This window comes from Streptomyces sp. WMMC500, assembly GCF_027497195.1.
Taxonomy (GTDB): Bacteria; Actinomycetota; Actinomycetes; order Streptomycetales; family Streptomycetaceae; genus Streptomyces.
Genome location: NZ_CP114905.1, coordinates 4,852,833 through 4,873,135 on the forward strand (window position 1 = coordinate 4,852,833; position 20,303 = coordinate 4,873,135).

22 protein-coding genes are annotated in these 20,303 nt (G+C 75.8%); 10 read left to right on the top strand and 12 right to left on the bottom strand.

What is annotated here, in order from left to right; all coding sequences use genetic code 11:
• Nucleotides 1-64: 64 nt before the first annotated feature.
• From O7599_RS20915 to O7599_RS20930, 4 genes are all read right to left on the bottom strand, one after another.
• Entirely contained in the window at nucleotides 65-1,363 is a 1,299-nt protein-coding gene (locus O7599_RS20915; protein WP_281623460.1) for an MFS transporter, read from the bottom strand.
• A 90-nt stretch (nucleotides 1,364-1,453) separates the two neighbouring features.
• Nucleotides 1,454-1,822: a metalloregulator ArsR/SmtB family transcription factor gene (locus O7599_RS20920; protein ID WP_281617125.1), complete on the bottom strand. Its 369-nt coding sequence runs from the start codon at nucleotides 1,820-1,822 to the stop codon at nucleotides 1,454-1,456.
• Between the two features lie 65 nt (nucleotides 1,823-1,887).
• The gene (locus O7599_RS20925) at nucleotides 1,888-2,310 is read right to left on the bottom strand and encodes a PIN domain nuclease (protein WP_281617126.1); all 423 of its coding nucleotides are present in this window, start codon (nucleotides 2,308-2,310) and stop codon (nucleotides 1,888-1,890) included.
• On the bottom strand, nucleotides 2,307-2,522 hold the full coding sequence (locus O7599_RS20930) for a type II toxin-antitoxin system VapB family antitoxin (protein ID WP_281623461.1): 216 nt from the start codon (nucleotides 2,520-2,522) through the stop codon (nucleotides 2,307-2,309). Before O7599_RS20930 ends, O7599_RS20925 begins: the two co-directional genes overlap by 4 nt.
• A 78-nt stretch (nucleotides 2,523-2,600) precedes the next feature.
• Between O7599_RS20930 and O7599_RS20935 the strand changes: the two genes are divergently transcribed.
• Nucleotides 2,601-3,305: a (2Fe-2S)-binding protein gene (locus tag O7599_RS20935; RefSeq protein WP_281617127.1), complete on the top strand. Its 705-nt coding sequence runs from the start codon at nucleotides 2,601-2,603 to the stop codon at nucleotides 3,303-3,305.
• Nucleotides 3,306-3,339: 34 nt separating this feature from the next.
• Here the strand turns inward: O7599_RS20935 and O7599_RS20940 are convergent, their stop codons facing one another.
• Nucleotides 3,340-4,704 (bottom strand): deoxyribodipyrimidine photo-lyase, encoded by a 1,365-nt coding sequence (locus O7599_RS20940; protein ID WP_281617128.1) that lies wholly within the window; start codon nucleotides 4,702-4,704, stop codon nucleotides 3,340-3,342.
• Between the two features lie 142 nt (nucleotides 4,705-4,846).
• Between O7599_RS20940 and O7599_RS20945 the strand changes: the two genes are divergently transcribed.
• From O7599_RS20945 to O7599_RS20965, 5 genes are all read left to right on the top strand, one after another.
• A complete protein-coding gene (locus tag O7599_RS20945) occupies nucleotides 4,847-5,131 on the top strand; it encodes a hypothetical protein (RefSeq protein ID WP_281617129.1) in 285 nt (94 codons plus the stop codon).
• Between the two features lie 50 nt (nucleotides 5,132-5,181).
• A complete protein-coding gene (locus O7599_RS20950) occupies nucleotides 5,182-5,598 on the top strand; it encodes an STAS domain-containing protein (protein WP_281617130.1) in 417 nt (138 codons plus the stop codon).
• A 171-nt stretch (nucleotides 5,599-5,769) separates the two neighbouring features.
• Complete coding sequence (locus O7599_RS20955) at nucleotides 5,770-6,672, top strand: SigB/SigF/SigG family RNA polymerase sigma factor (RefSeq protein ID WP_281617131.1); 903 nt, start codon at nucleotides 5,770-5,772, stop codon at nucleotides 6,670-6,672.
• A 320-nt stretch (nucleotides 6,673-6,992) separates the two neighbouring features.
• Nucleotides 6,993-8,471: a phosphatase PAP2 family protein gene (locus O7599_RS20960; protein ID WP_281623462.1), complete on the top strand. Its 1,479-nt coding sequence runs from the start codon at nucleotides 6,993-6,995 to the stop codon at nucleotides 8,469-8,471.
• Between the two features lie 20 nt (nucleotides 8,472-8,491).
• Nucleotides 8,492-8,848 carry a PRC-barrel domain-containing protein gene (locus O7599_RS20965; protein ID WP_281617132.1) on the top strand — a complete coding sequence of 119 codons (357 nt, stop codon included), beginning with the start codon at nucleotides 8,492-8,494 and terminating at the stop codon, nucleotides 8,846-8,848.
• A 53-nt stretch (nucleotides 8,849-8,901) separates the two neighbouring features.
• Here the strand turns inward: O7599_RS20965 and O7599_RS20970 are convergent, their stop codons facing one another.
• The 4 genes from O7599_RS20970 to O7599_RS20985 all read right to left on the bottom strand — a co-directional run bounded on the left by O7599_RS20970 (nucleotide 8,902) and on the right by O7599_RS20985 (nucleotide 12,206).
• Nucleotides 8,902-9,822, bottom strand: coding sequence for a YihY/virulence factor BrkB family protein (locus tag O7599_RS20970; protein WP_281617133.1), 921 nt, complete (start codon nucleotides 9,820-9,822; stop codon nucleotides 8,902-8,904).
• Between the two features lie 102 nt (nucleotides 9,823-9,924).
• Nucleotides 9,925-10,536 (bottom strand): VanZ family protein, encoded by a 612-nt coding sequence (locus tag O7599_RS20975; RefSeq protein WP_281617134.1) that lies wholly within the window; start codon nucleotides 10,534-10,536, stop codon nucleotides 9,925-9,927.
• A complete protein-coding gene (locus O7599_RS20980; RefSeq protein ID WP_281617135.1) occupies nucleotides 10,536-10,988 on the bottom strand; it encodes a DUF2267 domain-containing protein in 453 nt (150 codons plus the stop codon). The genes O7599_RS20975 and O7599_RS20980 overlap by 1 nt, the downstream gene beginning before the upstream one ends.
• A 348-nt stretch (nucleotides 10,989-11,336) precedes the next feature.
• The gene (locus tag O7599_RS20985; protein WP_281617136.1) at nucleotides 11,337-12,206 is read right to left on the bottom strand and encodes an alpha/beta hydrolase; all 870 of its coding nucleotides are present in this window, start codon (nucleotides 12,204-12,206) and stop codon (nucleotides 11,337-11,339) included.
• Nucleotides 12,207-12,340: 134 nt separating this feature from the next.
• On the opposite strand from O7599_RS20985, the gene O7599_RS20990 reads away from it, so the two are divergent.
• A complete protein-coding gene (locus tag O7599_RS20990; RefSeq protein ID WP_281617137.1) occupies nucleotides 12,341-12,835 on the top strand; it encodes an ATPase in 495 nt (164 codons plus the stop codon).
• Nucleotides 12,832-13,176 carry a metalloregulator ArsR/SmtB family transcription factor gene (locus O7599_RS20995; RefSeq protein WP_281617138.1) on the top strand — a complete coding sequence of 115 codons (345 nt, stop codon included), beginning with the start codon at nucleotides 12,832-12,834 and terminating at the stop codon, nucleotides 13,174-13,176. The genes O7599_RS20990 and O7599_RS20995 overlap by 4 nt, the downstream gene beginning before the upstream one ends.
• Nucleotides 13,177-13,240: 64 nt before the next feature.
• On the opposite strand, the gene O7599_RS21000 is transcribed toward O7599_RS20995, so the two are convergent.
• The 3 genes from O7599_RS21000 to O7599_RS21010 are packed head-to-tail and all read right to left on the bottom strand — an operon-like array spanning nucleotide 13,241 to nucleotide 17,193.
• Nucleotides 13,241-15,325: an iron ABC transporter permease gene (locus O7599_RS21000; protein WP_281617139.1), complete on the bottom strand. Its 2,085-nt coding sequence runs from the start codon at nucleotides 15,323-15,325 to the stop codon at nucleotides 13,241-13,243.
• A gap of 3 nt (nucleotides 15,326-15,328) precedes the next feature.
• The gene (locus O7599_RS21005) at nucleotides 15,329-16,336 is read right to left on the bottom strand and encodes an iron-siderophore ABC transporter substrate-binding protein (RefSeq protein ID WP_281617140.1); all 1,008 of its coding nucleotides are present in this window, start codon (nucleotides 16,334-16,336) and stop codon (nucleotides 15,329-15,331) included.
• Nucleotides 16,333-17,193 (bottom strand): ABC transporter ATP-binding protein, encoded by an 861-nt coding sequence (locus O7599_RS21010; protein ID WP_281617141.1) that lies wholly within the window; start codon nucleotides 17,191-17,193, stop codon nucleotides 16,333-16,335. The genes O7599_RS21005 and O7599_RS21010 overlap by 4 nt, the downstream gene beginning before the upstream one ends.
• 162 nt (nucleotides 17,194-17,355) lie before the next feature.
• Here O7599_RS21010 and O7599_RS21015 point away from each other — a divergent pair, with 162 nt between their 5' ends.
• Nucleotides 17,356-18,198, top strand: coding sequence for a hypothetical protein (locus tag O7599_RS21015; protein WP_281617142.1), 843 nt, complete (start codon nucleotides 17,356-17,358; stop codon nucleotides 18,196-18,198).
• Between the two features lie 280 nt (nucleotides 18,199-18,478).
• Nucleotides 18,479-20,296, top strand: coding sequence for an apolipoprotein N-acyltransferase (gene lnt / locus O7599_RS21020; protein WP_281617143.1), 1,818 nt, complete (start codon nucleotides 18,479-18,481; stop codon nucleotides 20,294-20,296).
• Nucleotides 20,297-20,303 lie beyond the last annotated feature (7 nt).

A 20,303-nucleotide genomic window follows, 5' to 3' on the forward strand; every position in this document is an offset into this window, starting at 1 on the left:
ATCAGCGTAGCAGACATACCCCCGGGGGGTATCTGGCCCGGTGGCGCGCGTCACGCGGGGCGGCCTACGCGGCGGTGGTCGTACGGTCCCGGGTGAGCCGCGCGCCGCCTGCCGGCCGGTACGCCCCGGGCGCCGCGCCGGCCGTACGCCCCGCGCCCGCCGGCCGCCACAGCAGCACCGCCGCCACCGCCGCCGCGAGCCCGACGGCCGCCAGCACGCCCGCCGCCGCGGCCGTCCCCGCCCGCGCCGCCAGATAGCCGGCCAGCGGGTACGTCAGCAGCCACGCGACGTGCGACAGCGAGAACTGCGCCGCGAACGCCGCCGGCAGGTCCGCGCGCGCCGGCACCGAGCGGCGGATCAGCCGCCCCGTCGGCGTCACCATCGCCGAGGTCGCCGCCCCGAGCACGGCCCACGCGGCGAGCAGCGCCGGCCAGGCCCGTACGCCGCCCGCCAGGCCCGCCCCGACGACCGCCAGCACCGGCGCCGGCACGAACGCGGCCGGCAGCATCACCGCGCGGTCGCCGACCCGCTCCAGCACCCGGGGGAGCGCCAGCGCGACGGCCATCGACCCGGCGCCGAAGGCGCCGAGCGCGAGCGACACCTCGCCGACCGAGCGGGCGAAGTGGTCGCGGACCAGGACGACGGTGTTCACGACCACCATCGCGCCGGCCGCCGCCACCGCGAGGTTGAGCGCGAGGAGTGCGCGCAGCCGCGGCGCGGAGCCGAAGAGCCTCATGCCGTACGCGGCCCTGGCGAACGCCCCGCCGCGGGCGCCGCCGGGCTCGCGGGGGGTCGGCTTCGGCAGCGTCACGGAGACGACCAGCGCGGCGGAGGCGGCGAACCCTGCGGCGGTGCCGAGGAAGAGCCGGTCGTAGGTGAGGAGCGTCAGCAGCCCGGCGGCGAGCACGGGGCTGAACAGGCTCTCCATGTCGTACGCCAGCCGCGACAGCGACAGCGCGCGGGTGTAGTCGCGCTCGGCGGGGAGCACCTCAGGGATGGTGGCCTGGAAGGTCGGGGTGAACGCCGCGGAGGCGGACTGGAGCAGGAAGATGAGCACGTAGACCTGCCAGACCTCGGTCACGAAGGGCAGCGCGAGCGCGACGACGCCGCGCGCCAGGTCGGCGGCGACCAGCAGGGCGCGGCGCGGGACGCGGTCGGCGAGGGCGCCGACGACGGGGGCGATGCCGACGTAGGCGGCCATCTTGACGGCCATGGCGGTGCCGAGCACCGCGGAGGCGTCGCCGCCGGCGAGGTCGTAGGCGAGGAGGCCGAGCGCGACGGTGGCGAGGCCGGTGCCGAGGAGGGCGAGGGCCTGGGCGGCGAAGAGGTGCCGGTAGGTGCGGTTGCGGAGTACGGAGAACATGACCCTGGCCTCTTCCCTTGCTCGTGTGCGCATATACGCACACGTTGAACAGAGGGGGGTGCGGGCGGTATTCCCCGGGGTGGATGCGGGTCAGGAGTGCCAGGGCTCGCCGGTCATGAGGTGATCGGCGTGGTTGAGCGCCTCGACGACCAGGCCGCGCAGGTGGCCGTCGCGCAGCGAGTACACGACGCGGCGGCCCTCCTTCCTGGCGTGCACCAGGTTCGCGAGGCGCAGCTTGGCCAGGTGCTGGCTGACCGCCGGCCGGGCGGCGCCGCTGGCGGTGGCCAGCTCGGTGACGTCGGCCTCGCCCTCGGCGAGGAGCCACAGCAGGTGCAGCCGCGTGGCGTCGGAGAGCAGCGCGAACACCGTGCTGGCCGCTTCGAGCTGCTCCCGGTCGGGCGTGAACTCGTGGCGGTGGACGGCGGGGGTGGGCGAGGGGGCGGTGTCGCGCTCCGGCATGCGCCCATCGTATGGCCGTACGAGCCCCCGGCCCGGTCACGCGGCGGGCGTGCGACCGCACCGGATCACTTCCCGGCCTCGGGGCCGTACCACTGCAGCGCCTGCCCGGTCGCGGCGGCGACGCAGTCGAAGTCCCGGTCGCGGTGCAGCAGGGTCAGCCCCTGCAACTCCGCGGTGGCCGCCACGACGAGATCGACGGGACCCGCGCCGCGGTGCTGCCCGCGCCTGGTGAGTGCCTCCTGCACCTGCCAGGCGCGGTCGTACGCCCGATCGTCGACCGGCACCCATCCGAAGATCATCCGAAGGTCTTCCACGCCCCGCGCCCGGTCGTCGGCGGAGCGGGCGCTGTAGAGGAACTCCAGCTCGGTGATCGGGCAGACGGCGACGAGCCCGGCCGCCGCCGCGCGGTCCCACCCGAACTGCTCGGCGTCGCCGCGCATCATCCGGGCGAGCGCGCTGGTGTCGATCAGGTACTGTGCCGCGTTCACCCGCGGTAGTTCCTCTTGTCGTCAAGGAGGTCGAGTTCGAACGCGCCCTCCTCGGCCGCCGCCCGCAGCCGCGTGAGCGCCAGCGCTCTCCGCCGGCTCTCCAGCACCTCGCGAAGGGCGGTGTTGACCGTCTCCTTCTTGGTGCTCGTGCCGAGAGCCTGGGCGACGTCGGCGAGCAGGCCGTCGTCCAGATCGATGACGGTGCGACTCATCATGCACCTCCCTTGATATCGAACGAGCTATCCTTGATATCAACGGTAGCACCTGCTCCCTCTCCCCAGGACCCCGCCGTGACACCCTCCGCCCCCTCCGCCGGACAGCCGTTGCCCCGTGACGTCGTGGCCCGCGTGCTCGACGACGTCGCCGCCGTCGGGCCGTTCTTCGCCCTCGCCGTCGGCGGGCCCGACGACGGCTGGCACCCCGTCGGCGACACCTACGCCCGCGGCGCCGCCGACCTCGTCGCCGCCACCGCCGGTCGCTACGGCACCGCCGAACTCCGTGTCGGCGCCTCCCTCGTCCAGTTCGGCCACGCCTCCCGGCTCTGGTCCCCCGTGCTCGCCTGCGTCCTCCTCCACGGCGTCGTACCGGACCTGACCCGGCTCCAGCGCGCCGACGACGGCCCCGCGCTGCGGCTGCCCGTGCCCGCCGGGCGGGCGGCGCCCGCGGCGGGGCGGCTGCCGGAGGTGCTGTACGACGCGGTGGTGACCCGGCACCTGGAGCCGCTCGCCGCCGGCCTGCGCGTCAAGGTCGCCGCCGGTCTGCTCTACGGCAACGCCGCCTCCGCGCTCGTCGGCGCCGCCGCCGCGCTCCGCGCCGCCCGCCCGGCGCTCGGCGACCCGCTGACCCGGCTCACCGAGGCGCTGCTGGCCACCGGCAGGCTGGCCGGCACCGGGGTGCTCACCGGCCCGGGCCCGGCCTTCCGGCGCCGTAGCTGCTGCCTGTACTACCGGGTGCCCGGCGGCGGCTTGTGCGGCGACTGCTCCCTGCGGGTGTGACCGTCACGCCACCCGGGCCCCCTCGTCGCCCCTCTCATCTCTTTCCCCGCGCCCGCAGGAACCTGTCCGCCCCCTCCTCCAGCCCCACCACCCGCTCCGGATAATCCAGCCCCTCCCGCTCCCCCGCCGGCAGCGTCCACGGCCGGTGGACCGCCGCCCCCGCCACCCCCGCCAGCTCCGGCACCCACCGCCGCACGTACGCCCCCTGCGGGTCGTAACGCCGCGCCTGCGCCAGCGGGTTGAGCACCCGGTTCGGCCGCGTGTCGGTGCCCGTGCCCGCCACCCACTGCCAGTTGAGCTGGTTGTTCGCGACGTCGCCGTCGACCAGCAGGTCCAGGAAGTGCGCGGCGCCCACCCGCCAGTCCACGTACAGCGTCTTCGTCAGGAAGCTCGCCGCCAGCAGCCGCCCGCGGTTGTGCATCCAGCCCTCGTGCGCGAGCTGCCGCATCGCCGCGTCGACGATCGGGTACCCGGTGCGCCCCGCCCGCCACGCCGCGGTCCCGGCCCGGTCCCGGCGCCAGCGGTCGCCGTGCGGGCGGTAGTCGGCGTGCGCCGCGTCGGGGCGCGCGGCGAGCACCTGGTGGTGGAAGTCCCGCCAGGCGAGCTGCCGGACGAAGGCGTCCGCGCCCGCGCCGCCCACCGCGCGGGCGCGGTGCACCAGTTCGGCGGCGGACACCGTGCCGAAGTGCAGGTGCGGGGAGAGCCGCGAGGTGGCGTCGCCCGCGAGGTCGTCGTGGCGGTCCGCGTACGCGGTCACGCCGCCGCGCAGCCAGGCCGTGACGCGCCGCCGGCCCTCCTTCTCGCCGCCGCGGGCGAGGCCGGGGGAGACGCCGGGGACCGCCGCCCGGGCCGGCGGCGCGTCGGAGCGGAGGCCGGGCGGCACCGGGACGCGGCGCGGCGCGGGCAGCGGCGTGCGCGGGGAAGCGGCGTGCCAGCGGCGGAAGTACGGGGTGAACACCGCGAAGTGGTCCCGGCCCCGCGGCGTGACCGCGCCCGGCGCGAGCGCGGTGACGGATGCGTCGTGCACGGTGAGCCGCCGCCCGTCCGCCGCCAGCGCCTCCCGCAGCCGGGTCTCGCGGCGCCCCGCGTACGCGCTGACGCCCGCGGCGACGTGGACCTCGTCCGCCCCCGCGTACGCCGCCACCCGTACCGCCTCGCGGACCGCGTCCCCGGCGCGGACGACGAGCCCGCCGCCGCGCGCCCGCAGCCCCTCGTCGAGGCCGGTCAGGCAGTCCGCCAGGAACGCCCGTCTGTTGGGCGCCGCGAACCCCGTCCGGGCGAGGGCGTCGTCCGACACGAACAGCGGCACGACCTCGTCGGCGGCGCGCACGGCGGCGTGCAGCGCGGGGTTGTCGTGCAGCCGCAGGTCGGACGTGAAGAGGCAGACCGCGACGCTCATGGCGGCATTCTCACGCCGCCGGGGCGCCGCGCCGCGCCGCCATGCCGATGGCGTACGAGCGGACCCGCCGCCGTGACGTGCGGCGTCGAAGGCCCCTACCGGAGCGGCGTTTATCGATTCGTGACCCGGCAAGACGCCGTCCATGTCGAACAGAAGCAGACCCAGTGCGGCGGCGGTGGTCGCCGCGATCGCGGATCTGGCCGCGATCCTCATCGGACTGTGGATACTCCTGTACATCCTCGACGCGAACCGCTCGAACGACTTCGTCGACTTCGTGCACGACGTCGCGAGCTGGCTCGCGGGCTGGTCCCGCGACATGTTCACCGTCGATCCGGACTGGTGGCAGGTCATGCTCAACTACGGGCTCGCCGCCGTCGTGTATCTCGCGGTCGGGCACGCGGCGTCCCGGGCGGTCAGGCGGTGGTGAACCGGCGGTGACCTGAGCCGCGCACCGCCGCCCCGAGTGAGGGAGGGCCGATGAACGCGCCCCGACTGACGTTGCTCGTGCTCAGCTCCAGCGCGGAGTGCACGGTGATCCGCGTCGGCGGCGAGCTCGACCACGGGGGCGAGCGGCTCTTCCTCGACACCGTCGGGTCGTGCGTGGACTCCGGGCACCGCTACGTCGTCCTCGACCTGACCACGCTGACCTTCTGCGACTCCCGCGGCCTCAACTGCCTCTTCGCGGTGCGCTGGCTGCTGCGCCGGCAGGGCGGCGAGCTGATGCTCGCCGCCGTCGGCCGGCGGGTGGCGTACCTGCTGGAGCAGACGGGCACCACCGACGTGATCACCACGTACGGCAGTGTGCGGGAGGCGCTGGACCGCGTGCCGGCGCCGCTGCGGGCGAGGTGGCCCCCGGGCGCCGTCCCGGGGGCCACCCGCCGCCCTTCGCCCTAGCAGTTCCGGCGTGCTGCAAATGGCCCACGGACAGGAGGAAATACGAGCTGGAAGGGGGGTCGTCGGGTCACGTTGGTTACGGGAGCAAAGTAACGGTCAGGTATAGCCGCCGTGATGACGGGTAGCCGCACACAACGCCTGTCGAGCAGAAGTCCACATCAGGGGGACACCATGACGACATTCGTGACGAGCGACCGCGAGTCCCGGAGCGGCACCGCCACGTGCCCCGGCGCGGGACCGGCCGCCGACCCTGGCGCCGACCCGCTCGCCGGCCTCGACCTGCCGCCGCTGCCCGAGCTGCGCGAGGCGAGCACCGCCGACGCGCGGGCCCTGTCCCGCGTCCTCTTCGCCCGGCTGGCGGAGCTGGAGGAGGGCACGCACGCGTACTCGTACGTCCGCAACACCCTCGTCGAGCTGAACCTCGCGCTCGTCCGCTACGCCGTCGGCCGCTTCCGGCTGCGCAGCGAGTCCCGCGAGGACGTCGTGCAGGTCGGCACCGTCGGCCTCATCAAGGCGATCAACCGCTACGACCTCGGCGAGGGCACCGAGTTCCCCACGTTCGCGCTGCCGACGATCGTGGGTGAGATCAAGCGCCACTTCCGCGACACCTCCTGGGCGGTGCGGGTGCCGCGCCGGATGCAGGAGCGCCGGCTGACGCTGGCGAAGGCCAGCGCGCGGCTGGAGCAGACGCTCGGCCGCGGCCCGAGCGTCACGGAGCTGGCCGAACAGACCGGCCTGGACGAGGACGAGGTCGTCGAGGGGCTGGTCGCCGCCAACGCGTACAAGACGTCCTCGCTCGACTACCACGCCGCCGACGAGGAGGGCGAGTCGTTCCTCGCGCGGCGCACCGGGGCACCGGACCCCGACCTGGAGAAGGTCGAGAACCTGGTGTCGCTCAAGCCGCTGGTCGAGGCACTGCCGGAGCGCGACCGGAAGGTGCTGGACCTGCGGTTCGGCGCCGAGATGACGCAGAGCGAGATCGGCGCCGAGCTGGGCATCTCGCAGATGCACGTGTCCCGGCTGCTGTCCTCGATCCTCCGTCGGCTGCGCGACGGGCTGACCGAGCCGGCGTGAGCGCGGGCGCGCGCGTGCGGCGGGCCGGGCAGGGCGGGTTGACCGGGTTGACCGGGTTCACCGCGGGCTCCGGGCGTACCGGAGGCTCCGCGAGCGGCGTGAGCAGTGCGCTCTCCGGGCTCGTACGCCGCCGGAAGGCGACCGGGACCGCCGGGGCCCTGCGCGGGGCCCGGGCCGCCGCCGAAGCCGCCGCCGGGGGCCTCGCCGCCGCCGGACGGGCCGGCGGGCCCGGGGCGCGGCGGACGGCGCGCGTGCTGCGCGCCGCGGGGCACGGGGTGTACGAGGACGTCGTCGCCGCCGGGAGCGGCAGCCGCCGGACGGTGGGCCGGCGGCTGCGCCGGGCGGACCACGTGCTCTTCGCCCGGGTCGCCGCGACGCGCTGGCCCGGCGCGGAGCCGGTGCTGCCGCGGCTGAGCCGCGGCGCCGACCACGGCCTCCTCTGGTTCGGCGCCGCCGCGACGATCGCCGCGCTCGGCGGCTCGCGCGGCCGGCGCGCCGCGCTGCGCGGCGTCGGGTCGCTGGCGCTGGCCTCCGCGACGGTGAACACGGCCGGCAAGGGCGCGTTCCGCCGCGCCCGGCCCGTGCTCGACGCGGTGCCCGTCATACGGCACCTCGCGCGCCAGCCGATAACGTCCTCCTTCCCCTCCGGCCACTCCGCCTCCGCCGCCGCCTTCGTGTGCGGGGTGGCGTTCGAGTCGCCGCGGTGGGCCGCGGTCCTGGCGCCGGTCGCCTGGTCGGTCGCCTTCTCCCGGGTCTACACCGGCGTGCACTACCCCAGCGACGTGCTCGCCGGCTCGGCGCTGGGCCTCGGCGCGGCGCTCGTCGTACGCCGCCTGGTGCCGCCGCGCCCCCGCCCGCCGCACCCCGCGCCGCCGCCCGCGGCGGCGCCCGCGCTGCCGGACGGGACGGGGCTGTACGTCGTGATAAACCCCGCCTCGGGCGTGCAGCCGCAGCTCCTCGACCCCGTACGGCAGCTCGCGGCCGTGCTGCCGGAAGCCGACGTGGCCGTCGTCGGCGACGACAACGGCCCGCTGCCCGACCTGCTCGACACCGCCGCGAAGGAGGCGGCGCGGCACGGCGGCGCCCTGGGCGTGTGCGGCGGCGACGGCTCGGTGGCCGCGGCGGCGGTGGCGGCCATGCGGTACGGGGTGCCGCTGGCGGTGCTGCCGGGCGGCACGTTCAACCACTTCGCCACCGACCTCGGCGTCGAGAGCATCCCCGAGGCGTGCCGGGCGGTGGCGCGCGGCAGCGCCGTCGCCGTCGACGTCGGCCGGCTCCTGCCGCGGGCGCCGGGCGACGGTCCCGTCTACTTCCTGAACACCCTGAGCCTCGGCATCTACCCCGAGCTGGTCCGGTGGCGCGAGCGCTTCTCGCCGATGCTCGGCGGGCCGCTGGGGTCGGTCGCGGCGACGCTGCGCGTCATACGTACGGCGGAGCCGGTCGGCGCGCGGATCAACGGCCGGTGGCGGAACCTCTGGCTGCTGTTCGCCGGCTCGGGCGCGTACCACAGCGTGGGCGTCGCGCCGGTGCGCCGCGACAACCTCGCCGACGGGGTGCTGGACGTGCGCACCGCCCACGCCGGGCGCCTCGGCCGCGCCCGGCTGCTGGCCACCGCGCTGGCCGGCGGTCTGGCCAGGACCCGGCTGTACGCCGCGGGGCGGTTGCGCCGGGTCGCCGTCGCGGGGCTGCCGGAGGGCACCCGCATGGCGTACGACGGCGAGGTCGTCGCCGCGCCGACCGCGTTCGTGCTGGATAAGCTCGAAAGAGCGCTGACCGTCTACCGGCCGGCCAAGGACTGACGCATCCCCCGGGAGGCACGGTGTTCGAGGCACACGACATCCGCGAGTGGCGCGGCCACCCCGTCCGCGGCGCGGACGGCGGCAAGATCGGAGAGATGGAGGCCGTGTACGTCGACACGCGTACCGACGTGCCGTCCTTCGCCACCGTCAAGGCCGGCGTGCCGGGCCGGCGGCGGCTGGTGTTCGTACCGCTGGACGGCGCCTCCGTCAGCCCCGGGTACGTGACGGTCGCGTACGACAAGAGCCAGGTCAAGGGCGCGCCGTCGATCGACACGGACGGCGAGCTGGCGTTCGAGCAGGAGCCTGCGGTCTACAGCCACTACGAGCTGGAGTACGAAGCGGGCGCCGCGGGCGAACGCAGGCTGGCCCGGCGCTGACCCCGCCGGCCGCCGCGCCCCGCCACCGCCCGTACGGCCGTCGCGGCGCCCCCTCACCGCGGTACGGCCGGCACCGCCGGGCGCCGCGGGCGGCGGGCCGTCTCCGGCGGGGCCGCCGCGCGGGCCAGCAGCGCGTTGAACTGCGCGCCGGCCAGGAGCGCCAGGTTCGAGAACCACAGCCAGATCAGGAAGACGACGACCCCCGCCAGCGACCCGTACAGCCTGCTGTACGTCCACGCCGCGTACGACGCGTAGAACGCGAAGCCCGCCGACGCCAGCAGCCACAGCGCGCCCGCCAGCAGCCCGCCCGGAATCGCGTGCATGACCGTCCGCGACTCGGGCGGTCCCGAGCGGAAGAGCAGCAGCACCAGCAGCGCCGCCACGAAGACCAGGAACGGCCAGCGCAGGAACTCCCACGCCGCGGCCGACTGCTCGCCCAGCCCGAACGGCCGCCCCAGCGCCCGCGCGACCGGCGCGGTGACCACCAGCGTGAGCGCGCCGGACACCAGCAGCGTCAGCAGCAGCAGCGCCATCGCCAGGATCGCCGGCGCGCGGCGCAGCACGGGCCGGCTGTCGGGGGTGCCGTACATCGCGTGCAGGGCGCGGCGGAAGACGGACAGGAAGCTGCACGCGGACCAGACGGCGCTGGCCACGCCCACGACGGTGAGGATCCAGGCGGTGGAGTCCCCGCGGGTGACGTCGTGGAGCGCGTCGTTGAGCGCGGTGCCGGAGCCGGCGGGGGCCAGCCCGGTGACGTAGGCGATGAGGGCTTCGGTGCCCGAGGGGTCGGCGAGGCCGATGACGGTGAGGGTGACGAAGAGCGTGGGCAGGACGGTGAGTATGGCGTAGTACGTGAGGGCGGCGGCGTAGTCGCTGATGTCGTCGTTCCAGAGGGCCACGGGGGTACGGCGCAGGGCGGCGCGGTAGCGCGCCCACTCCGTACCCTCGTCCCGCGCGTGCGCCCCACGCTTCATCGGCTCCGACTCCGATCGTCGTTCACTTCGCCACCGCCCGAACGCCCGCCCGGCATACCGCCGCGGACCCCTCCTGTCTACCGTGTGCGGGCCCCGGGTTCTTCAACCGGCGGGGCGCGGCCCGCGGAAGAGCCGCTGCCACCAGCGTCGGCGCGGTGGGTGCACGGCGCGGCCGAGCCGGCGGCCGAGGAACAGATAGCCGAGGAATGCCCCGGTGGTGTTCAGGATGACGTCATCGATGTCGAACGCCCGGCCGGTGAGGAACGTGCCCTGGACCACCTCGACCGCCGTCATCACCAGGGCGGTGCACAGCCCCACCCGCAGCAGGCCGCGGGCGCGCGGCACGAGCACGGGTAGCAGCAGCCCGAAGGGGACGCCGAGCAGGATGTTGCCGCCGAGCTGCCGGAGGGTGTCGACGAACGCCGGCTGGGTGACGTAGTCGCGGATGGAGTCGCCGGGGCGCAGGTTCGTGTGCGTCATCGGCTCGGAGGCGGCGGACTTCTCCAGCGTCAGCCGCGCCAGCACCACGGCGAACGCCACCATCAGGGCGAACGCCACCAGCATCGCCAGCCAGCGCACCCACCGCGCCACGGGCGCCGCGTCGGCGGGCTTCGCCTCCCGTTCCGGGGGCGGTTCCGCCGCGGTGGCGGTGGCTGTGTCTGTGGCGGCGGAGGTGGTCGTGGTCGGGTCCCGGCGCCTGCGGGAGGTCCCCATCACGACCCCCCGAGGCCGAAGAACCGGGCGTGGTCGTCGGGGAGCCTGTCGAGGATCCGGCGCAGCAGTTCGGGCTCGACGGCGTCGGCGAGGGCGCCGAGTACGGCGTCGGTGTCGCGGGCGGCGGCGGCCTTGCCGGTGTGCTCGCGGTCGGCGACCGCCTCGATGAAGCCGTCGGGGGTGCGCGCGTGGTCGGCCGGCGCGGTCCCGGCGAGCAGCGGACCGCAGGCGGGCGGCAGCACCCTGGCCAGCTCGGTCCTGTCGTCCCCGAGCAGCCGGGTGCCGAGCACTTCGACGACGGTGGTGACGGCCTGCGCGGCGTCGCGCAGGTCCGCGTACCGCCCCCGGCGCTGTACGTCGCGCAGCAGTCCGTCCGGCGTCAGCCGCGGGGAGCCGTCGGCGGTGCCGCCGGCGCTCCGCGACTCGTCGGCGGACGGGGGCATGGAAGACATGAACCCTCCCTTCCGGGGCCGGGCGGAGTGCCCGGCGCGGTGTGAGCGGGCGGTTACCCGGCCGTCCGGCCGGTATGCACGGGGCCGTGACCGCTGGGCCGCCCGCGGCCCGGTGGGGCACGCGGGAGACGTGAGCCGCGCACCGGGGCGGTCACCCGGATCCGTCCCCCGCCCCGGGCCGTGCCCCGGGGCACCCCGCCCGCCGTCGGCTACGCCGCGGCGCGGGCCGGCCCCGTGTCCGGCCCGTGCCGCGGCAGTCCCGGTGCGGCGGCGGTGTACGCGGTGTAGGTGACGTACGCGAGCGGCCCGGCGTCCGTTCACGCGCCCGCGTCTTACGCGCCCCGCGTCTCACGCGCCCGCGTCGAGGACCTCCCGCAGCTTCGCGCCGAACGCCTCCGGCTGCCCCGCGTAGCCGAACTCCGCGTCGAGGAAGCCGCCGTGGTGGCTCGGGAAGACCGTCGCCTCCTGCCCCAGCAGCGCGGCCGTGCCGCGTGCCGTACGGGCCGTGAACGTGTCGCCGGACTCCTCGCCCACCGCGATGACCACGCGCGTCGGCGCGGCGGCGAGCGCGGCCGGGTCCGGGCGGTAGTCGGTGACGGCGTAGGAGCGGTCCGAGAGCAGCGGGTCGTCGCGGTTGCCGTCGTCGCCGGCCGGCATGCCGAAGGCCGCCGGGTCGGGCGCGGGCTGCGCGAAGTAGGCGTCGGTGAACTCGCCCCGCCACGCGCCCAGCGCCATGAACGCCGCCATGCCCGTGCCCCAGCCCTTGGCGTGGTAGGCGTCCGTGACCCCCTGCCGCGCCCGCTCCGCGGCCCCGGCGTCCGGGAGCGCCGGGATGACCGGCGGCTCGTGCGCGACGAGCGTGGTCACGTCCCCGGGGTACGCGGCCACCAGCGCCAGCGCCGTCACCGCGCCGCCGCTGCTGCCGAACAGCTCGACCGGGCCCGCGCCCAGCGCCGCGATGACGGCGTGCACGTCCTCGGCCTGCGTCCGCGGCGAGTGGTCGACCCGGCCGTCCTTGCGGGTGCTGCGGCCGAGGCCGCGGGGGTCGTACGTGACGACCGTCCGGTCCGGGAACTGCGCCGCCAGCGCGCGGAAGCCGGAGGCGTCCATGGGCTGGCCGATGAGCAGCAGGGGCGGGCGGCCGCCGGCGGGGGGCAGCGGGCCGCGCACGTCGTAGACGAGGTCGGCTTCGGGGGTCTCCAGTGTGTGGGTGTCCATGTGCGTGCAGACGGTCCGGCCTGCGGGAACTCATCGGTGCCGGACACGCCGCCGCTTTACTGCAACTCAAGGGTTGCAGTAAAGGTCACCCATGTGCAATGCTGAGGTTGCAGATCGACACACGAGGAGGAACCGTGAACGACACCGCGTACACCGAGGAAGAGCTGGCGGAGCTGGACCGGATCGCCCGGCAGATCGACATCGACGCCCCCGCCGAGCGGGTCTGGGACCTGGTCGTACGGCCCGGCTGGTACATCAACGAGGGCGAGGTCCTGGACGAGCCGGACGTGCGCTACGAGGGCGACGTCGCCGTCGTCCGCGACGCGAACCTGGGCGAGTTCCGCTTCCGCACCGTGGAACTCGACAAGCCGCGCTACGCGGCCTTCCGCTGGCTCGGCACCCCGCACCGGAACGAGTCGAAGAACTCGACGCTCGTGGAGTTCTGGATCGACGAGCGCCCCGGCGGCGGCGTGACGCTGCGCGTCGTGGAGAGCGGGTTCTCCGACCTCTTCGACGAGCCGGCGGCGTGGCTGAAGGAGCGCGCGGGCAACGACAAGGGCTGGCTGGAGGAGCTGGCGGCAGGCAAGGCGTACGTCGAGAAGGCCGCCGCCGCGGCGCCCCGGCCGTGACCGCGCCCGCCGGCCCCGCCGTCGTGTGCGCCGCGCTCGGCGAGCCGACGCGCTGGGCGATCCTCACCCGCCTCGGCGAGGGCCCGATGTCGGCGTCTGCGCTGGCCAAGGTCATGCCGGTCAGCCGGCAGGCCATCGGCAAGCACCTCGACGTGCTGCGCGAGGTCGGTCTCGTGGAGTCGGAGCAGCGCGGCCGGGAGATCGTCTACGTCGCCGTGGGCGCCCGGCTGGGCGCACTCGCCCGGGAGCTGGAGCGCATCGGAAGGACCTGGGAGACCCGCCTGCTGCGCATCAAGGAACTCGCCGAACGCCCGGACTCCGACCCGCCCCCGCACCGCTGACCCCGGCGGGGCTCCTCCCCGGCCGCGCGGCGCCGCCCTCCCCGGCGGCGCCGCGCCCGGCGGCCTACCTGCCGCCCCGGCTGCGTACCAGCAGGTACATGAAGTACGGCGTGCCGATGACCGCCGTCATCAGGCCCGCGCCGAGCTGCGCCGGGGCGATGACCGACCGGCCGATCACGTCCGCCGTGCACACCAGCACCGCGCCCAGCAGCACCGCCACCGGGAGCACCCGGGTGTGCTGCCGGCCCACCAGCGCCCGGGCGGCGTGCGGCGCCACCAGGCCGACGAAGCCGATCGTGCCCGCCGCGGAGACCGCCGTGCCGGCCAGCACGACGCTCAGGATCAGCAGCCACAGCCGGCTGCGGCCCAGGTCCAGGCCCAGCAGCCGCGGCGTGTCCTCGTCCAGCGAGACGAGGTCCAGCTCCCGGCGCCGTACCGCCGCGATCGCCAGCCCGGCGGCCAGGACGACGGCCAGCGGCACGACGTCCGGCAGCGTCCGCCCGTACGTGGAGCCGGACAGCCAGGTCAACGCCATCGTCGCGTTGAACGGGTCGGTCAGCACGATCAGCAGGCTGATCAGCGCCGTCGAGGCGGTGGCGAAGCCCATGCCGACGAGCACCAGCCGGTTCTGCTGGAATCCGCCGCGGGCGGCGAGGCCGAAGACCCCGACGGAGGTGACTGCCGCGCCGGCCAGCGCCGCGGCGGACAGCCCCCACGAGGTGGGGATGTCCACCGTCGTCACCAGCAGCACCGCGCCGAGCGCCGCGCCGTTGGTGACGCCGAGCACGCCCGGCTCGGCCAGCGGGTTGCGGGTCACGGCCTGCACCAGCGTGCCGGACAGCGCGAGCGCGGCGCCGGCCAGCAGCGCCGCGAGCACCCGCGGGACGCGGGTGTCGAGGACCACGTCGGTGGTCGGACCCGCCCGGCCCTGCAGCCAGTTGGCGACGTCGCCGAGCAGCAGCTTGGTGTCGCCGAGCAGCAGGGCGGTCACGGTGACGGCCACCAGCGCGGCCACCAGCACCGCCGTGGTGACCACGAACGTCCGGTGGCTGCGGATGCGCAGCTTGTCGGTGTCGGCCGCGCCCGCGCTGTCCCGCAGCCGGGCGGCCATCACCACGAGGAACACCGCGCCGACGAGGCTGGTGACCACGCCCGTCGGCACGGAGACCGCCGTGTCCGCCGGCACCAGGGCCCGCAGCAGCACGTCCGCGCCGAGCACCAGCGCCATGCCCAGCAGGGCCGCCAGCGGAATGCCCGCCCGCGACTTCCCGTACGTACGGAACCTGCGGGCCACCGCCCGTACCAGCGCCGGCGCACACAGGCCGACGAACCCGATCGGCCCGGCGAGCGTCACCGACGCCGCGGAGAGCAGCACCGCGAGCAGCACCGCCGTGACGCGGGTGGCGCGCACCGGCACGCCGAGCCCGCGGGCGGCGTCGTCGCCCAGCGCCAGGGCGTCGATGCGCCGGGCGAGCAGCAGCAGGCCGGCGAGCCCGGCGACGGCGAGCGGCAGCATCTGCAGCACGCCGTCCCAGCCACTCTGGGAGATGCTGCCCTGCTGCCAGTCGTAGAGGCCCTCCGTCTCCTCGGGGAAGAGCAGCAGCATCGCCTCGGTGACCGCGAACAGCCCGAGCGTCAGCGCGGTGCCCGCGAGCACCAGCCGCACCGTGCCCGTGCCCAGGCCCGAGAGCCCCAGCACCACCGCCGCGGCGGCGAGCCCGCCCACGAACGCGACGCCCGAGGAGGCGAGCAGCGGCAGCGACACCCCGGTGGCGGCGGCCAGCCCCAGCGCGGCGTACGAACCGGCGTTGACGGCGAGGGTGTCCGGCGAGGCCAGCACGTTGCGGCTGACCGCCTGCAGGGCGGTGCCGGCGATCGCCAGCGCCGCGCCGACCACCAGGCCCGCGACCATCCGGGGCAGCCGCGAGGCGAGGACGACGGAGGAGTCGCCGGAGTCCGCCTGCCCGGTGAGCGCCTTGACGACCTCGGCGGCGCCGACGTCGGAGGTGCCCTGGGTGAGGTCGACGACCGCGAGGGCCGCGACCAGCAGCGCGAGCCCGGCGGCCACCGCCGCCGCGCCCGTCCGGGACCGTACGGTCGGCGGCGGGGCGGGCGCGGCCTTGGGCGTGGCCGGGGCGGTGACCGCCATCGGCTACTTGCTCAGCACGCCGACGAGGCCGTCGACGTACTGGTTCATGGACTCGGTGCCGCCGAACATCCAGATGCCGTCGTCCAGCCGGTGGACGTCGCCCGCCTTCACGAACGGCAGCGACTTCCAGACCGAGTCGCCCGCCAGCTCGCCGCCCTCGGTGAACGGGGTGCTGGAGTCGTCGTCCTTGTTGGCGATGTAGACGAACTGCGTGTCGTCGGGGAGCTTCGTCAGGCCCTCGACGTCGGTGGAGCCGAGGCCGTAGTCCTTGTCGCCCTCGACGTCCCAGGCGTTCTTCAGACCCAGCCGCTCGTTGACCGCGCCGAGCAGCGAGCCGCTGGTGAACGGGCGGACGGAGACCTGGTTGGAGACGACGTAGCCGTCGGCGAAGGCGACGTTCCCGCCGCCCAGACCGGCGTCGTCGAGCGCCTTCTTGCCGTCCGCGAGCTTGGCGTCGAACTCCTTCTTCAGCTCCTCGGCCCGGTCGGTGGTGCCGGTGGCCTCGGCGATGAGGTCGAGGTTCTCGGTCATCTGGCCGATGGGGTCGGCGGCGTCGGCGGAGCGCAGGGTGAGCACGGGGGTGCGCTCGCCGAGCTGCTTGACGGCCGACTGCGGCAGGTCGCTGGTGGCGACGATGAGGTCGGGGTTGAGCGCGGCGATGGTGTCGATGCTGGGCTCGCCGCGGACGCCGATGTCCTTGGGCTCGTTGGTGAGCGGGACGGCGGAGTCCCAGGTGTTGTAGCCCTTGACGTCGGCCACGCCGACGGGGTCGACGCCGAGGGACACGAGGTGCTCGACCACGTTCCACTCGGTGCCGACGACCTTCGTGGCGGGGCCGTCTTCGAGCGTGACCTTCTTGCCGGTGGCGTCGGTCAGGGTGATCGGCTGCGCGGCGCCCTTGCCGGCGCCGCCCTTGTCGTCGTCGTCCGCGGCGTCTTCGGTGGTGCCGCAGGCGGCCAGGGTGAGCGTCGCGGCGGTGGCGACCGCCGCGGTCAGCAGGAGGCGTCTCATGAGGAAGTGCTGAGCCTTTCGCTTCGCTTGTGGTGTCGGCCGATGGCGCGGGTGCGCAGCCGGCCCGTCAGGGGGTCGTCGTCGACGTCGATGCGGATCCCGTACGCCTTGCTGAGCAGTTCGGGCCGCAGGACGTCCTCGGGGCGGCCGTCGCCGACGACGCGGCCGTCGTCGAGCAGCACCATGCGGTCGGCCACGGCCGCCGCCTGGTCGAGGTCGTGCAGGACGGCGCCCACCGCGATGCGGTGGTCGTCGGCCAGATCGCGTACGAGGTCGAGGAGTTCGACCTGGTAGCGCAGGTCGAGGTGGTTGGTCGGCTCGTCGAGCAGCAGCACGCCGGTGTCCTGCGCGAGGCAGCCGGCCAGCCAGACGCGCTGCAACTGCCCGCCGGACAGGTGCTCGGCGCCGCGCTCGGCGAGGTCGGTGACGCCGGTCATCGCCAGCGCCCGGTCGACGGCGGCCCGCCCGCCGGGGTCGGAGGCGCCCCAGCGGCCGCGGTACGGGTACCGCCCGAACTCCACGACGTCGCGGACGGTCAGCCCGCTGGGCGTGGGCCGGCCCTGGGTGAGCAGCGCGACGTGGCGGGCGAAGTGCCGGGTGGACAGAGCGAACCCGTCGGTGTCCTCGTCGATGACGAGGTGCGCCCTGCGGGGCCGTTGCAGCCGGGCGAGGGTGCGCAGCAGGGTCGACTTCCCGCTGCCGTTGGGCCCGACGAGGGCCGTCACCTCGCCGGGGCGCAGCCGCAGCGAGGCGTCGTGGACGACGTCGACGCCGTCGTACGCCACGGTGACGTCGGCGGCGGACAGGGCGTGCCCGCGGGGTCCCGCGGCGGTGGGCGTGCTCTCTCCGGCTCTCACGGGAGCTTAGGTTAACCTAACCTCACCCCGCCTCGGCAGTCGGTGCACGAGGGAACCGTGCGCGCCGTCGCCGAGGGCCCCGGCCCACCGGCGCAGGCGGCCCGCCTTACGCTCTCTCCACGCGCCCCCGCGCCCTTCCGACTCCCCGAGGAGACCGGCCCGATGAGCTGGTGGAAGAAGCTCCGTACGACCCTGGCAGGCGGCGAGAAGGACACCGGCCCCTGGTGCGACGCCTGCCGCAGACGGGTGCCGGGTCCGGTGACGAAGGCCCCGCCGCCCGGGGTCCTCTACACGTTCTACGTGGGCGCGCCCGGCCGCGTCGAGGTGACCAGCGTCCGGGAGGCGTGCGACGACTGCTGGCGGCGGCACCGCGAACTCACCGCGGAGGGCGAGGCGGACTACCGCAGGGAGCACCCCGTGGAGAAGTACGTCGCGGCGCTGCGGGACCCCGACGTGTCCGTCCGCGAGGACGCGTCGCGCGTGCTGACGACGCTGCGCGACCCGCGCGCGGTCGGCCCGCTGATCGCGGCGATCCGCGCGGAGATGCTCCACCCGCGGGCGGACCGGGCGTACCTCACGGGCAACCTGATGTTCGCGCTGGCCGACACCGGTGGCGACGAGGCCCGGGACTACCTGGTGAAGCTGCTGCGCGCGCCGGCCTCCTGGCGGGACGTCCCCCGCCCGGACTTCTACCCCCTGACCCCCGCCACGGACTGGGTCGTCCCGGCGCTCGCCGTCTTCGGCGACACCGTGATGCTGCGCCCCCTGCTGGACCTCCTGGCGGCGGACCGGCCCGTGCCGCTGCGCCGTGGCGCGGCGCGGCATCTGGACCGCATCACGGAGGGGACCGGGACCCAGTGGTGGCTGGGCGGTCCGGTGGCGTGCGCGGTGACGGCGGAGGGCCGGGCGATGGCCGCCGGGGCGCTGCGCGCGGCGGCGGACGACGCGGACGAGGAGGTACGCGGTCACGTCCGGCGGGCGCTGGCGCGGGTCGGGGGTTGGTAGCGGGGCGGGGGCGCTCGGGGTGTGCGGCGGGCGGGCCGTGCGTGCCGCCCGGCTTCGGCCCGGCGGCGGACGGGGGGTGGCCTCTGCGCGTAGAGGACGATCTCCGGAGCGGGCCCCGGGCGCCTCGCCGGCGGGCCCCCGCGGGGACCGAGTCGAACGTCACTGGCGCGCGACGGGGGTCGCGGGGCGAGAATACGGGTGGGCGGCGTGCGGATGCCGGACCCGCTCGGCGTGCCGCGGCACCCGCGGCGCCCGACGACGCGTACATCCAGGAGGCTCCGTGACCGCCGCACCACCGCGTACGACAGCCGCCCCCGCCCGCGGCGGGGAGGGGCCGCCGGCCGCCGTGCCGTGGGCCTCCGCCGTGCGGGCGAGGGCGCCGTGGCTGGAGTCGCTGAGCCGCCGGGCGTGGTTCGCACCCGCGCTGGCCGCGGTGGCCGGGGTGCTGCTCGCGCTGGCCTTCCCGCCGTACGGGCTGTGGCCGCTGGCCGCCGTCGCGCCCGCGGCGCTGTTCGTGCTGCTGCGCGGCGCCCGCCGCAAGCGGGACGCGTTCTGGGTCGGCACGGCCTTCGGCGTCGCGTTCTTCGTCCCCCTGCTGTGGTGGCTGTCCAACCTCGGCATCCTGCCGTGGCTGCTGCTCAGCGTCATCCAGGCGCTGATGCTCGGCGGCCTGTGCCTCGCCGTGCCGCCGCTGGTCCGGCTGCCCGCCTGGTGGCTGTGGGCGGCGGCCTGGTGGGTGGCGGTCGAGGCGGTGCGCTCGCGGGTGCCGCTGGGCGGCTTCCCCTGGGGCCGGCTGGCCTTCAGCCAGCCCGACGCCCCGACGCTCGGCTGGGCGTCGGTCGGCGGCGCCCCCGTCGTCAGTGCCGTCGTCGCCCTCGCCGCCGGCGCGCTGGCGGCGCTGGTCACCGCGCGGGCCGCGCACCGGGTGGTGCCGGCGGTCGCGCTGGCCGCGGCGGTCGCGCTGGGGGCGTGCGGGACGCTGCTGCTGCCGAGCGCCGGCGACGCGGGCGACGAGCGGGCGACCGTGGCCGTGGTGCAGGGCAACGTGCCGCGGGCCCGCAGCCTGGAGGAGCAGGCCCGGGTCGAGATGGTCGCCGAGAACCACATCGCCGCGACCGACGAGCTGATCGAGGACGTCGAGGCGGGCCGGGTGGAGCGGCCCGACCTGGTGCTGTGGCCGGAGAACGCCACCGACCGCGACCCGCGCAACGACGCCTACCTCAACGCAGAGATCTCCCGGGTCGTGGACGACCTCGGCGCCCCGATCGTCGTCGGCGCCATCCTCGACGCCCCCGGCGACCGCATCCGCAACGCGGGCCTCCTCTGGCTCCCGGGCAGCGGCCCCGGCACGTACTACGCGAAGCGGCAGCTCGTGCCGTTCGGCGAGTACATCCCGATGCGCTCGCTCCTCGGCGGCTTCGGCGACCTGCAGCTCATCCCGCGCGACTTCGAGCCCGGCGAGGAGGCCGTGCGCCTGGACGCCGGGAACGTCCGGCTGGCGGAGTCCATCTGCTACGAGGTCGCGTACGACGGCCAGGTCCGCGACCAGGTGCGTACCGGGGCGAACCTGCTGGCCGTACCGACCAACAACGCCACGTACATGCGGGACAACAACCTGGGCGAGCCCGAGCAGCAGCTCGCGATGTCCCGGCTGCGGGCGGTCGAGCACGACCGCTCGACGCTGGTCGCGTCCACGACGGGCATCAGCGCGATCGTCACGCCGGACGGCGAGACGGTCGACGAGACGGGCCCGTGGCGCCGGGAGGTGCTGACCGCGGAGGTGCCGCTGCGCACGGACGAGACGCTGGCGACCCGGGTGGGCGCGGCGCCGGAGTGGGCGATCACGGCGCTCGCGGCGGGGGCGCTGGGCGCGGCGCTGTACCTGCGGCGGCGGGACGGGGGCGTAGGTGGAACGGAGTCCGGGGCGGGCGAGGCTGCGGGCGAGACCGCGGAGGGCAGCGAGGCCGGAGAGGGCAGCGAGGCCGGAGAGGTCGGTGCGGCTTCGGAGACGGGCGCGGCTTCCGGGGCCGGTGCGGTGGCCGAGGCCCGCGAGACCTCCGCGGCCGGCGGGGCCCGTACGGCGACGACGGAGGGCTGAGCGGGCA